A 12,343-nucleotide genomic window follows, 5' to 3' on the forward strand; every position below is an offset into this window, starting at 1 on the left:
GTCCCGCGAGGACGAGCGGAGGACCGATGGACGATCACGCGGGCGTGCGGCGCAGCACCGCCGACGCGACCACGGACGGCGAGCAGGCGCACGCGCGCGACCTCGTGGAGGTCCGCCCGGGGGTCTGGGTGGCGACCGCGACGATCTGGGCGACGACGTCGACGGTCGTGGTCGCGCCCGACGGCGAGGCGCTCGTCGTCGACCCCGCGGTCACGGTCGAGGAGGTCGAGGCGCTGGCCGCCGCCGTCCACGGTCGCGGCTGGCGCGTGACGGCCGGGTTCGCGACCCACCCGCACTGGGACCACGTGCTGTGGTCCCGCTCCTTGGGCGACGCCCCGCGCTACGCCACGGCCCGCGGCGCCGACGCCGTCCGGTCGCGGGGGGCGGACCTGGTCGCCGCGACCGACGCCGCAGCGCCCGGCCACGACCCGACGCTCGTCGGCGCGCTCACGCCGCTCCCCCGCGGCGCACGACGCCTGCCGTGGCCGACCGCACCGACCCCCGGTCAGGCCGAGGAGCGGCCCGGCGCGCAGGCCGACGGGAAGACCGACGTCGTCGTGGTCGAGCACGACGCCCACGCGCCGGGCCACGCGGCGCTCGTCGTGCGGGGCGTGCTGCTCGCGGGCGACATGCTCTCGGACGTGGAGGTGCCGCTCGTCGACACCGGGTCGCGCGACCCGGTGCGCACGTACCGCGGGGCGCTCGACGCGCTCGAGCTCGCGGCGCGCGACGTCGACGCGCTCGTCCCGGGCCACGGGAGCCCGGCCGTCGGCCGTGCCGCCGTCGCCGCGCGCTTCGCGGCCGACCGCGCCTACCTCGACGCGCTGGAGCACGCGGTCGTGCACACGGACGCCGTGGTGGCCGACGACCGGCTCACCGGCTACGTCGCGACGTGGCACGACGAGCAGCTCGCCGCGCTGCGCGCGCGCTGAGGCCGCCCGAGCGGTCGTGCCCGGATCGCGGAGCCGCGGTCCGACGACACGAGGCCTCCTGGACCCGCCGCGCTCCGCGCTCAGTCGTCGAGCCCGAGCTCGACCGACCGGGCGAGCGCCGCGTCGAGGGCCCGCTCGTCGGTGACGAGGCGGTGCAGGTGCCGCGCCGCGACGTGCAGGGCGTCGAGGTCGGAGCCGTAGACGCTCACCATGCCGCCCTCGGGGTCGAACCCGACGGCCCCCAGCACGTCCGGCTCGTGGTCGGTCAGCGTGGCCTGGAGCGCGCCGGAGAAGTCGTAGCCCGAGCCCTCGACGCCGTGCCGCTCGAGCGCACCCTGGTGGTGGTGCCACTCCGGCCCGCCGGGCGAGTAGATGATGCTCCACCCCTGCGCCAGCGTGACGAGACGGACGGGGTCGAGCGGGACGAAGTCCTCGGCGGTGGTCATGCCGGAACCGTAGCGAGAGCCACCCACGTCGGGCTCCCGGGGTCGGTCAGCCGAGGAACAGTCCGACGGCGAGCGTCACGACGCCCGCCGCGAGGACGACGGCCCCCGCGGGCAGCAGCGCGACGGCCCGGTTCGGCGTCTCGCGACCGGGGCCGACGGCCGACAGGAAGAAGCCGGCCGGGAGCAGGATCGCCGCGACGAGCACGCCGGTCGCCGCGAGCCAGCGCCAGGGGCCGGCGAGGCCGGTGGCCTCCGTGAGCAGCAGGCAGACGAGGCCGAGGATCACGAGCACCCCCGCGTGCGCGTGCCCGGCACGGAAGAACGACGTCTGGAACCCGGTGGCCGGGACCCGCCGCGTCACCACGCGCACGAGGAACGCCCCGCCGGACTCGATGCCGACGACGGTGAGGAGGACGATGCCGGCGGTGAGGCGGGCGGCGTCGGTGAGCTCGAGCACGGGGACCTCCAGGGGGCGGCGCGAGAGCTCGCGCACCGGTTTGCGAACACTGTTATAGAACATCGTTCGCGAACGCTCGTCAAGGCCCCTAGACTCGGCGCGTGGCACGACCCCGACTGCACGACGACGCCCTGCGCGACCGCCTCCTCGACGTGGCGTCGCGCGTCGTCTCCACGCACGGGGAGGCCGCGGTGACGGTCCGGTCGGTCGCGACCGAGGCCGGGACGAGCGCGTCGGCCGTCTACGCGCTCTTCGGCAGCCGCGACGAGCTCGTCGCCGCCGTCTCCGCGGAGGGCTTCCGGCGCTTCGCCGCACACCTCGCCACGGTCCCCCGCACCGACGACCCCGGTGCCGACCTGGCGGCCCTCGGTCGCGCGTACCGCGACTTCGCGCTGGCCGACCCGCACTTCTACGCCGTGATGTTCGCGCGCGGCGTCCGGCCGGGGCCGGACCGGCCCGAGGCGGTCGAGGAGCCCACGTTCCGCGTGCTCCGCGACGCCGTCGCGCGCCTCGTCCCCGAGGACGCGGGTGCCGCCGACGTCGCGCTCGGTCTGTGGGGGCTCGTGCACGGCCTCGTCTCGCTCGAGCTCGCGGGCCTCGTGCCCGGCGGGGACGACGCCCGGGCAGCGCGCTACGCCGCGACGCTCGCCGCCGTCGGTCCGGGGCTCGTGCGGCGCGGCGCGGCGACGTAGCCCCGGGAAAGCCGGACCGCGCGTCCGTCCCCGGCGAGCGCCCACATGGTCACCGGGCGTCGGCACCCACCGCGGCACGCTGGCCCGCGGTGATCTCGCGGACGGTGCGCACCCACAGGACCAGCGCGAGGACGAGGCCCGCGGTGCCCACCGTCTCCGCGACGGGCAGCAGCGCGAAGGTCCCGGCCGCACCGGCCGAGGAGAGCGTCGTCAGCTGCGTGGCGACGTTCGTCGCGACGCTCCACAGGAGCCACCCGGCCCACCACCACCCGAGGCCGCGGCGCGGGGCGACGACGGTCGCGGCGCGCACGTCGCGCACCACCTGGTACGGGAACCAGAACGCGACGACCGGCACGATCCACCCGAGCCAGACCCACACCCGGCTGCGCGCGTGCCCGCGCGCGGGCGACACGGCCTCGGCGAGCACGCGGCTCTGCCACAGCCACAGGCACGTCACGACCGCCGCGGCGAGCTGGACGGGAAGGAGCAGCAGGCCCACGGCGTCGTACCCGGTGAGGACCTCGGCGCTCGGGGTGCCGGCGCGGGCGGCGCGCTCGAACTCCTCGGCCGCGCCGAACGACGTGACCCAGGCCAGCACCTGCACGGCGGTGACCGCGACCGCGAGCGCGATCGTCCCCGTCGCGAGGCCGCCGGGGACGGGCGGTCGCGGGACGTAGCCGTACCCGCCGCCGTACGCGCCGTACACCGGGGCCGTCGGCTGCCCGTACGCGGGCGCGGAGAGCGGCGTCGGTCCGGTGGAGCCGAAGGGCGGGGGCGCAGCCTGCCCGTACGCGGGCACGGGCGCGGCGCCGTACGCGCCGTACTGCGGTACCGGCCGGCCGGGCGCCGAAGGCTGTCCGGGGACGGGGCCGCCGGGCTGTCCGTAGGGCGGGACCCCGGAGGGGTCGTGGTGCGTCAAAGGGTGCCTCCTGCGCTGGTCGGGGCGCCAGCATACTGGCGCCCCGACCTGGGCGGAGACCGGTCCGACGCCGGTCGCGGAGGCTACGCCTCGACGACGACCGGGACGATCATCGGACGACGGCGCAGGCGGTTGGAGACCCACCGGCCGATGACGCGGCGCATGACCTGCTGGAGCTGGTGCGTGTCCGTCGCGCCGCCGGCGATCGCGTCCTCGAGCGCCTTGACGACCTCGGGCTGGATGTCCTGGAACACCTTGTCGTCCTCGGCGAACCCGCGCGCGAGGATCTGCGGCCCCGCGAGGACCTTGCCCGTCGCGGAGTCGACGACGGCGAACACGGAGACGAAGCCCTCCTCGCCGAGGATGCGGCGGTCCTTGAGCTCGGCGTCCGTGATCTCGCCGACGCTCGACCCGTCGACGTACACGTACCCGCACGGCACGGCGCCCACGACGGACGCGCGCCCGTCGACGAGGTCGACGACGACGCCGTCCTCGGCGAGCACGACGCGGTCGGCCGGCACGCCCGTGCGGACCGCGAGCGCCCCGTTGGCGACGAGGTGGCGGACCTCGCCGTGCACCGGCATGACGTTCTTGGGCTTGAGCACGTTGTAGCAGTAGAGGAGCTCGCCCGCGCTCGCGTGGCCGGACACGTGCACCTTGGCGTTGCCGCCGTGCACGACGCGCGCGCCGAGGCGCGTGAGGCCGTTGATGATGCGGAAGACGGCGTTCTCGTTGCCCGGGATGAGCGACGACGCGAGGATGACGGTGTCGCCGTGGCCGACCTGGACCTTGTGGTCGCCGTTCGCCATGCGCGACAGGGCGGCCATCGGCTCGCCCTGCGAACCCGTGCACATGAGCACGATCTCGTCGTCGCGCAGCGAGTCGACCTTCTTGAGGTCGATGAGCACGCCCTCGGGCACGTGGAGGTACCCGAGCTCGGACGCGATCGTCATGTTGCGGACCATCGAGCGCCCGACGAGCGCGACGCGGCGGCCGTGGTGGTGCGCGGCGTTGAGGACCTGCTGCACGCGGTGCACGTGCGACGAGAACGACGCGACGATGATGCGCTTCTCGGAGGCGGCGAAGACGTTGTCGAGCACCGGGCCGATCTCGACCTCGGGCGTGACGAACCCGGGCACCTCGGCGTTGGTCGAGTCGACCATGAACAGGTCGACGCCCTGCTCGCCCAGGCGCGCGAACGCGCGCAGGTCGGTGATGCGCCCGTCGAGCGGGAGCTGGTCCATCTTGAAGTCGCCCGTGTGCAGCACGGTCCCGGCGCCGGTCGTCACCGCGACCGCGAGCGCGTCGGGGATCGAGTGGTTCACGGCGACGAACTCGCAGCGGAACACGCCGAGCTGCTCGACCTGCCCCTCCTTGACCGCGAGGGTCACGGGCGAGATGCGGTGCTCCTTGAGCTTCGCCTCGACGAACGCGAGCGTGAGCTGCGACCCGACGAGCGGGATGTCGCGGCGCAGGCGCAAGAGGTACGGCACGGCGCCGATGTGGTCCTCGTGGCCGTGCGTGAGGACGATCGCCTCGATGTCGTCCAGCCGGTCCGCGATGTAGTCGAAGTCCGGGAGGATGAGGTCGACGCCGGGCTGGTTGTCCTCGGGGAAGAGGACGCCGCAGTCGATGACGAGCAGGCGCCCGTCGTACTCGAGGACGGCCATGTTGCGGCCGACCTCACCGAGACCGCCGAGGGCGACGATGCGCAGCCCTCCGGCGGGGAGCTCGGGAGGCAGGGAGAGTTCGGGGTGGGGATGGCTCACGGGGCCTCCTGTCGTGGCTGAGCCGGGGGTTTCGAGGGCTCCTGCCCTCGCTAGTTCGTGGGTGCGGCAGCGTCTGCCGCGGTGGTCGCGCCCGCGAGCACGCCCGCGGCGGCGAGGGCGTCGCGCACGAGCGCGACGTCGTCCTCGGTCGCCGCGACGTTCGGCAGGCGCAGGAAACGGTTGTCGGTGACGCCGAGCAGCTCGACGGCGGCCTTGGCCATGACGGCCTGGAAGCCGGCACCGTTGAGCGCGTCGATGACGGGCGTCGTGGTGAGGAAGACCTCGAGCGCGCCCGCCGGGTCGCCGGCGTCGAAGCGGCGCACGACCTCCGCGAACTGCGGCGCGACGGCGTGCGCCGACACGGAGACGATACCCGCGGCGCCGTGCGCGAGGAACGGGAGCAGCAGCCCGTCGTCGCCGCTGTAGAAGGCGAGGCCCGTCGAGGCGGCGAGCTTCGCGGCGGCGTAGACGTCGCCCGTCGCGTCCTTGGTCGCCACGACCCGCTCGTGCGCCGCGAGGCGCGCGTACGTGTCGGGGGCGATGCGCACCCCAGTGCGGCCGGGGACGTCGTACAGCATGACGGGGAGGTCGGCCGCCTCGGCGATCGCGACGACGTGGCGGTAGACGCCCTCCTGGCCGGGGCGCGAGTAGTACGGGGTGACGACGAGGAGCCCGTCCGCCCCCGCCTCGGCCGCCTGCTCGGCCATGCGCAGCGCGTGGTCGGTGTCGTTGGACCCGGCGCCCGCGAGGACCGCCGCGCGGTCGCCGACCGCCTCGACGACGGCGCGCACGAGGTCCTGCTTCTCGGGAGCGTGGGTCGTGGGCGACTCGCCCGTCGTGCCGCTCAGCACGAGGCCGTCGTTCCCGTCGTCCACCAGGCGCTTCGCGAGCCGGGCCGCCGCCTCGAGGTCGACGGCGCCGTCGGGCGTCATCGGGGTGACCATGGCCGTGAGGACGGCACCGAACGGGCGCGCGGGGGTGGCGGGAAGGACCATGTGCACAAACTACCGTGCGGCGGGTCGTCGCACCGCGCCCGTCCGGCAGGGACCGGGCGGCGCCCGGGGCGCGGGCCCGACGCCCCGCACCGCTCGCCCGGGTGCGTCCCCGCGACCCCCAGGGCGATACTCGGAGCATGTCCCGCCCCGCCTCGACGTCGAACCTCTCCCCCGCGCTCGTCGCCCACGTGCCCACCGGGCTGCTCGTGGACGGCCACTGGGGTCCTGCCGAGGGCGGGCGGACCTTCGAGGTCGAGGACCCGGCGACCGAGGAGTCGCTGTTCGACGTCGCGGACGCGAGCCCGGCGGACGCGCTGCGCGCGCTCGACGCCGCGCACCGTGCGGCGCCCGCGTGGCGCGCGACGCCCCCGCGCGAGCGGGGCGAGGTGCTGCGCGCCGTCTACGACCGGGTCGTCGCGCGGGCCGACGACGTGGCCGCGCTCATCACGGCCGAGTGCGGCAAGCCGCTCGCCGAGGCGCGCGCCGAGGTGCTCTACGGCGCCGACTTCCTGCGCTGGTACGCGGAGCAGGCGGTCCGCGCCGACGGGCTCGCGCGGACCGCGCCCGCGGGCGGCAACCGCCAGCTCGTCTTCCGCCGGCCCGTGGGGCCCGCGCTGCTCGTCACGCCGTGGAACTTCCCGATCGCCATGGCGACGCGCAAGATCGGCCCGGCGCTGGCCGCCGGGTGCACGGTCGTCGTCAAGCCGGCGCGGCTCACCCCTCTGACGACGGCGCTCGTGGCCGAGGTGATCCGCTCCGAGCTCGCCGACCGCGGCCTGCCGACGGGCGTCGTCAACGTCGTCCCGTCGTCGCGCGCCGCCGACGTCACCGAGCCGCTCCTCGCGGACGAGCGCCTGCGCAAGCTGTCGTTCACCGGCTCGACGCCCGTCGGGCGCACGCTGCTCGAGAAGGCGTCCGCCCAGGTGCTGCGCACCTCGATGGAGCTCGGCGGCAACGCCCCGTTCCTCGTCTTCGCGGACGCCGACCTCGACGCGGCGGTCGAGGGCGCCGTCGTCGCGAAGCTCCGCAACGCCGGGCAGTCGTGCGTGGCGGCGAACCGCTTCCTCGTGCACGACGCCGTCGCGCGGGAGTTCGCCCAGCGCCTCGCCGCCGCGTTCGCGGACCTGCGGGTCGGGCCGGGCGCCCAGGACGGGACGCAGGTCGGGCCGCTCATCGAGGCGAAGGCCGTCGACAAGGTCGCCGAGCTCGTCGACGCGGCCGTCGACGGCGGGGCCCAGGTGCTCACCGGCGCGGAGCGGCCCCGCTCCCCCGGGTACTTCTACTCCCCCACCGTCCTGTCGGGTGTCGACCCGGACGCACGCGTCGTCACCGAGGAGATCTTCGGCCCGGTGGCGCCCGTCGTCGCGTTCGGCGACGACGACGAGGGCATCGCGCTCGCGAACGCGACCGAGTACGGGCTCGCCGCCTATGCGTACACGACGTCGCTCGACCGGGCCGTGCGCGTCTCCGAGGAGGTCGAGGCCGGCATGATCGGCGTCAACCGCGGCCTCGTGTCCGACGCGAGCGCCCCGTTCGGCGGGCTCAAGCAGTCCGGCCTCGGTCGCGAGGGCGGCGAGGCCGGCCTCGAGGAGTACCTGGAGACGGTCTACGTCGCCCTCTGACGTCGCCACCTCTCTCCGCCGCCGCCGCCGAGCACGGGGTCACGGACCGGGATCCGACGATCCCGGTCGCCGTCCCCGTGCTCGACGGGCGGCTAAGCCACTCTCGTCACCGGCAGGGCGGGCGGGCCTGCTGAGCCCTCACGCGGCGTTGGTACCCTGACGCCCCGGTGACGACCGGTGACAGGTGCCCCGCGCCGGACGGTCGTCGCCGTCCGCCGTCACCGACTCCCGGAGAGCCCACGCCCGTGCCCTCGACGCCCGCGTTGACCACCAGCCCGAACGTCCCCTCGCCCAGCGCCCGCGTCACCACCGTCGGGTACATGATCTTCGCGTCGCGCTGGCTCCAGGCGCCGCTGTACTTCGGCCTCATCGTGGCCCAGGTGGTCTACGTGTGGCAGTTCCTCAAGGAGCTGTGGCTGCTCGTCGTGGGCGGCTTCACGGGCCGCGCGACGGATCACGCGACGCACGAGGTGGTCAGTTTCGGCGCCGAGGAGATCATGCTCGCGGTGCTCGGTCTCGTGGACGTCGTCATGATCTCCAACCTGCTCATCATGGTCATCGTGGGCGGCTACGAGACGTTCGTCTCGCGCATCCGGCTCGAGGGCCACCCCGACCAGCCCGAGTGGCTGAGCCACGTCAACGCGAACGTGCTCAAGACGAAGCTCGCGATGTCCATCGTCGGCATCTCGTCGATCCACCTGCTGCGCACGTTCATCGACAGCAGCCGCTACACGCCGACGCAGCTCATGTGGCAGACGCTCATCCACCTCGCGTTCGTCCTCTCGGCGCTCGCCCTCGCGCTCATCGACCGCATGTCCCTCACCGCGCACCAGCGCGCGGCGAACGCCGCCGCCGCGGGCGAGGGCCCGGCCGACCCGCACGCATGAGCCGGCCCGACGACGTCCCCCGCCCCCGCGCCGACCCCGCGCCCGACGTGGCGCGGGCGGCCGCCGCGGACGTGCCGGACGTCGTCGGCGTGCCGGACGCCGAAGAGGTTCCGGACGTCGTCGAGCACGTGGCCGAGCGGGCCGTCGAGGACGAGGTCCGCGCCGCGGTCCGCCAGGCCGTGTCCGTCTCCGTCGCGACGGGCCTGTACGGCATCTCGTTCGGCGCGCTGTCGGTCGTCGCGGGCCTCGACGTCGTGCAGACCATGGCGCTGAGCCTGCTCATGTTCTCGGGCGGCTCGCAGTTCGCGCTCATCGGCGTGGTGGGCGCCGGGGGCGCGCCGGTCGCCGCGATCACCACGGCGGGCTTCCTCGGCGTCCGCAACGCGCTCTACGGCGCGCAGCTCGGCCCGCTGCTCGCGCTGCGCTCGTGGCACAAGGTCGTCGCGGCCCAGTTCACGATCGACGAGTCGACCGCCGTCGCGACCGCGCAACGGTCGCGGCGCGCCGTCCGGGCCGGTTTCTGGTGGACGGGCGTCGGCATCTTCGTCCTCTGGAACGCGATGACGCTCGTCGGGGCGCTCGCGGGCGACGCGCTGGGCGACCCGCGCGCGTGGGGGCTCGACGCCGCCGCGGCGGCCGCGTTCCTCGGCCTGCTGTGGCCGCGGCTCGCGACGCGCGCGATGCAGCTCACCGCGGCCGCGGCGGTGGTCGTCGCCGCGGCGCTCGTCCCGGTCGCACCGGGCGGCGTGCCGGTGCTCGCGGCGGCCGCGGTCGCCGTCGTCATCGGTCAGGTCGACGCGCGGCGCCGACGGGCCGCCGACCGTGCGGGGACCGCGGCCGGTCCCCGCGGAGAGGAGCCCTCGTGACCTCAGCGACCGTCTGGGTCGTCGTGCTCACCGCGTCCGCGGTGTGCTTCGCGCTCAAGCTCGCCGGCCACCTCGTGCCCGAGCACTGGCTCGCCGACGAGCGCGTCGCGCGCACCGCCGCGCTCGTCACCGCCGCGCTCCTCGCAGCGCTCGTCACGGTGCAGACCGTCGGCGACGGGCAGGCCCTCGTCGTCGACGCGCGCCTGCCCGCGCTGGGCGTCGCGGCCGTCGCGCTCGCGCTGCGCGCGCCGTTCATCGTCGTCGTGGTCCTCGCCGCGGTCACGGCCGCGGGCCTGCGCGCGCTCGGCTGGGGCTGAGGCCGTTCCGGCGCCCGGCCGGGTCTCGTAGGGTGAACCCGTGAGCCTCTTCCGCGAGACCGCCGACGTCTCCGTCCGCCCTGCCGTGCCCGGCGACGACGTCGCGATGACCGCGATCCAGGTCGGGGCGTGGCGCTCCTCGCACGCCGACGTGCTCGGTGACGACGTCCTCGACGCGCTCGACACCGTGCGGATGCGCGAGCAGTGGGCCGCCGCGATCTCCTCGCCGCCCGGTCCCGGCTTCGCGGTGCTCGTCGCGTGCGCGGGGGCGGACGTCGTGGGGTTCGCCGCGGTCGCGCCCGGTCAGGTCCTCGCGCTCGAGGTCGAACCGCGCCACCAGCGCGGCGGGCACGGGTCGCGCCTGCTGGCGGCGGCCGTCGACCGGCTCCGGCGCGACGGCGCGGACGAGGTCGTCACGTGGGTCCTCGACGGCGACGCCGCGCGCGAGGCGTTCCTCGCCGGGTCCGGGCTCGGTCCCGACGGGCGCACCCGGACGCTCGCGACCGGGCTCCGGGACGTCGTCGAGCGGCGCTGGACGGCCGAGATCTGACGACCGCGGGACCCCGCGTCACGCAGCCGTGACACGCCCGTGACCCGCTCGTCCCCGTGACCTGCGAGGATCGTCCGCCATGGGCATCCTCACCGACTACTTCGCCGCGCCGGACGACGCACGGGCCGCGCTCGCCGCCAAGGCGGGACCGGCCTCCCCCGACCCGCTGACCACGCAGCCGGGCTTCGCGACCGTGGAGCTCAAGGGCATCGACCCGTTCGTCGTCCTCGGCACCCTGGCGAGCCTGCTCACCGACCGCCCGTACGCCGAGGTCACGGCGGACGCCCGCCACGGTTCGCTCGTCGCGACCGGGGGTGACGAGGGGCCGTGGGTGGTCTCCGTGACGGACGTGCTCGTGGGGGCGCTCGCCTCCGCGACGCCCGCCGCGCTCGACGAGGTCGCCGTGCGGTGGGCGGCGACGGAGGAGCTCGAGGGGTCGGACCCCGCGGACCTCGCCGACGCGCTGCACCGGCTCGCGGCGCTGTGCGTCCGCGCCGACGACGCGGGGCACCGGCTCTACTGCTGGACGAGCCTGTGACGCGCGTGCCCGGGGGCCGTCAGGCCCGACGACGCGCGCGGTAGAGCGCCGCGGCCTTGCGCAGCGCCTCCCGCGCGCGGCGGCGGTCGCGCGCCGCGTCGTAGGCGAACGCGAGGTGGTACCACGCCTCCCAGCTCGTCGGGTCGGCGTCGACCGCGTCCCGGTACGGGCCGAAGGCCGCGTCGGCGGCGTCCCGGTCGATCCGGCCGCCCGGCGAGCGCGGCAGGTCGTCGACGGGCAGGCGGCCGTGGTCCGCGAGGTCGTCGGCCATGCGCTGCACGGTCCCGGCGAGCAGGAACTCGCGCCCGACGAGGCCGACGACTAGCAGCGGCAGCACGAGCACGCCAGCCCCGATCGCCATGGCCACGGGCTCGCCCGTGCCGATGAGGGCCGCGGACCGTCCCGCGACCTGCCACACGTAGAGCGCGAGCAGGACCGTGACGAGGACCGCCCCGACGATCGCCTTCCATGGGCGCCCGGCGCGCGACCGGCCGCGCGAGCCGCCGTCCCCGGGCCCGGGGCCGTCCGGGCCGGTCGACCCGCCGGGCAGGCTCACGCGAGGTCCAGCACGTTCTCGAGGCCGACGGTGAGCCCGGGCCGGCCCACGACCTCGCGCACCGCGAGCAGGACGCCCGGCATGAACGAGACCCGGTCGAACGAGTCCTGCCGGATGACCAGCTGCTCGCCCGTGTTGCCGAACAGGATCTCCTCGTGCGCGACGAGGCCGCGCAGACGGACGGCGTGCACGCGCACGCCGTCGACGTCGGCGCCGCGCGCCTCCCAGCCCGTCTCGGTCGCGTCCGGGCCCGTCCCGAGACCGGCGTCGGCCCGTGCGGCGGCGATCGCCGCGGCGGTGTGCCGCGCGGTGCCGGACGGCGCGTCGACCTTGTCCGGGTGGTGGAGCTCGATCACCTCGGCCGACTCGAAGTACCGCGCGGCCTTGGCGGCGAACGTCATCGCGAGGACTGCGGACAGCCCGAAGTTGGGCGCGATGAGCACGCCGAGCCCCGGCGCGCCCGCCGCGGCAGCACGACCGAGGTGCGCGACGACGCGACCGCGGCTCTCCTCCGTCCAGCCCGTGGTCCCGACGACGGCGTGCACGCCCGCGTCGATCAGCGCGTGGACGTTCGCCTCGGTCGCGGCCGGGACCGTGAAGTCGACGGCGACGTCCGCGCCGCCGAGCGTCGCGGCGGCGACCTCGTCGCCCGCGTCGAGGCGCGCGACGAGCTCGAGGTCCGCCGCGCCCTCGACGGCGGCGCAGACGGTCGCGCCCATGCGTCCGGCGGCGCCCAGGACGGCGACCCGCAGCGGGCGACCGGGCTCCCTGCCGGGGGCGGTCGGTGCGGGATCTGG

The 12,343-nt window shown here is 75.7% G+C and carries 15 protein-coding genes; 8 read left to right on the forward strand and 7 right to left on the reverse strand.

Annotation, left to right across the window (positions count from 1 at the left end; genetic code table 11):
- The first annotated feature begins 26 nt into the window (after positions 1-26).
- Entirely contained in the window at positions 27-932 is a 906-nt protein-coding gene (locus tag B8281_RS14775) for an MBL fold metallo-hydrolase (RefSeq protein ID WP_085388101.1), read from the forward strand.
- Between the two features lie 80 nt (positions 933-1,012).
- On the opposite strand, the gene B8281_RS14780 is transcribed toward B8281_RS14775, so the two are convergent.
- On the reverse strand, positions 1,013-1,378 hold the full coding sequence (locus tag B8281_RS14780; RefSeq protein WP_061267556.1) for an Imm51 family immunity protein: 366 nt from the start codon (positions 1,376-1,378) through the stop codon (positions 1,013-1,015).
- Positions 1,379-1,424: 46 nt separating this feature from the next.
- Positions 1,425-1,871 (reverse strand): hypothetical protein, encoded by a 447-nt coding sequence (locus tag B8281_RS14785; protein WP_332306522.1) that lies wholly within the window; start codon positions 1,869-1,871, stop codon positions 1,425-1,427.
- A 65-nt stretch (positions 1,872-1,936) separates the two neighbouring features.
- On the opposite strand from B8281_RS14785, the gene B8281_RS14790 reads away from it, so the two are divergent.
- Positions 1,937-2,527, forward strand: coding sequence for a TetR/AcrR family transcriptional regulator (locus B8281_RS14790; protein WP_085388102.1), 591 nt, complete (start codon positions 1,937-1,939; stop codon positions 2,525-2,527).
- Positions 2,528-2,576: 49 nt separating this feature from the next.
- Here B8281_RS14790 and B8281_RS14795 read toward each other — a convergent pair whose 3' ends face one another.
- The 3 genes from B8281_RS14795 to dapA form a co-directional block, all read right to left on the reverse strand.
- Complete coding sequence (locus B8281_RS14795; protein WP_051876936.1) at positions 2,577-3,446, reverse strand: DUF4328 domain-containing protein; 870 nt, start codon at positions 3,444-3,446, stop codon at positions 2,577-2,579.
- An 83-nt stretch (positions 3,447-3,529) separates the two neighbouring features.
- Positions 3,530-5,215, reverse strand: a complete 1,686-nt coding sequence (locus B8281_RS14800) for a ribonuclease J (RefSeq protein WP_034655491.1) — start codon at positions 5,213-5,215, stop codon at positions 3,530-3,532.
- Between the two features lie 50 nt (positions 5,216-5,265).
- The gene (gene dapA / locus B8281_RS14805) at positions 5,266-6,210 is read right to left on the reverse strand and encodes a 4-hydroxy-tetrahydrodipicolinate synthase (protein ID WP_021482387.1); all 945 of its coding nucleotides are present in this window, start codon (positions 6,208-6,210) and stop codon (positions 5,266-5,268) included.
- Positions 6,211-6,347: 137 nt separating this feature from the next.
- Between dapA and B8281_RS14810 the strand changes: the two genes are divergently transcribed.
- The 6 genes from B8281_RS14810 (at position 6,348) to B8281_RS14835 (ending at position 10,990) form a co-directional block, all read left to right on the forward strand.
- Positions 6,348-7,832, forward strand: coding sequence for an NAD-dependent succinate-semialdehyde dehydrogenase (locus B8281_RS14810; protein WP_085388103.1), 1,485 nt, complete (start codon positions 6,348-6,350; stop codon positions 7,830-7,832).
- Between the two features lie 263 nt (positions 7,833-8,095).
- Complete coding sequence (locus B8281_RS14815) at positions 8,096-8,719, forward strand: TIGR00645 family protein (RefSeq protein ID WP_051028262.1); 624 nt, start codon at positions 8,096-8,098, stop codon at positions 8,717-8,719.
- The gene (locus tag B8281_RS14820; RefSeq protein WP_085388104.1) at positions 8,716-9,585 is read left to right on the forward strand and encodes an AzlC family ABC transporter permease; all 870 of its coding nucleotides are present in this window, start codon (positions 8,716-8,718) and stop codon (positions 9,583-9,585) included. The genes B8281_RS14815 and B8281_RS14820 overlap by 4 nt, the downstream gene beginning before the upstream one ends.
- Positions 9,582-9,902 carry an AzlD domain-containing protein gene (locus B8281_RS14825; RefSeq protein ID WP_043658086.1) on the forward strand — a complete coding sequence of 107 codons (321 nt, stop codon included), beginning with the start codon at positions 9,582-9,584 and terminating at the stop codon, positions 9,900-9,902. The genes B8281_RS14820 and B8281_RS14825 overlap by 4 nt, the downstream gene beginning before the upstream one ends.
- A gap of 40 nt (positions 9,903-9,942) precedes the next feature.
- On the forward strand, positions 9,943-10,452 hold the full coding sequence (locus tag B8281_RS14830; protein ID WP_043658083.1) for a GNAT family N-acetyltransferase: 510 nt from the start codon (positions 9,943-9,945) through the stop codon (positions 10,450-10,452).
- Between the two features lie 79 nt (positions 10,453-10,531).
- On the forward strand, positions 10,532-10,990 hold the full coding sequence (locus tag B8281_RS14835) for a hypothetical protein (protein WP_085388105.1): 459 nt from the start codon (positions 10,532-10,534) through the stop codon (positions 10,988-10,990).
- Between the two features lie 19 nt (positions 10,991-11,009).
- On the opposite strand, the gene B8281_RS14840 is transcribed toward B8281_RS14835, so the two are convergent.
- The gene (locus B8281_RS14840) at positions 11,010-11,450 is read right to left on the reverse strand and encodes a hypothetical protein (RefSeq protein WP_085388797.1); all 441 of its coding nucleotides are present in this window, start codon (positions 11,448-11,450) and stop codon (positions 11,010-11,012) included.
- 92 nt (positions 11,451-11,542) lie between these two features.
- Positions 11,543-12,265 (reverse strand): 4-hydroxy-tetrahydrodipicolinate reductase, encoded by a 723-nt coding sequence (gene dapB, locus B8281_RS14845; RefSeq protein ID WP_051028440.1) that lies wholly within the window; start codon positions 12,263-12,265, stop codon positions 11,543-11,545.
- Between the last annotated feature and the right edge of the window lie 78 nt (positions 12,266-12,343).

Source organism: Cellulosimicrobium sp. TH-20 (assembly GCF_002105775.1).
Classification (GTDB): domain Bacteria; phylum Actinomycetota; class Actinomycetes; order Actinomycetales; family Cellulomonadaceae; genus Cellulosimicrobium; species Cellulosimicrobium funkei.

Excerpts from the sequence above, each read along its gene's own strand:
- B8281_RS14775 (WP_085388101.1), top strand. The coding sequence starts at position 27 with ATGGACGATCACGCGGGCGTGCGGCGCAGCACCGCCGACGCGACCACG.
- B8281_RS14780 (WP_061267556.1), bottom strand. The coding sequence starts at position 1,378 with ATGACCACCGCCGAGGACTTCGTCCCGCTCGACCCCGTCCGTCTCGTC.
- dapA (WP_021482387.1), bottom strand. The coding sequence starts at position 6,210 with ATGGTCCTTCCCGCCACCCCCGCGCGCCCGTTCGGTGCCGTCCTCACG.
- B8281_RS14810 (WP_085388103.1), top strand. The coding sequence starts at position 6,348 with ATGTCCCGCCCCGCCTCGACGTCGAACCTCTCCCCCGCGCTCGTCGCC.
- B8281_RS14820 (WP_085388104.1), top strand. The coding sequence starts at position 8,716 with ATGAGCCGGCCCGACGACGTCCCCCGCCCCCGCGCCGACCCCGCGCCC.
- B8281_RS14835 (WP_085388105.1), top strand. The coding sequence starts at position 10,532 with ATGGGCATCCTCACCGACTACTTCGCCGCGCCGGACGACGCACGGGCC.
- dapB (WP_051028440.1), bottom strand. The coding sequence starts at position 12,265 with ATGGGCGCGACCGTCTGCGCCGCCGTCGAGGGCGCGGCGGACCTCGAG.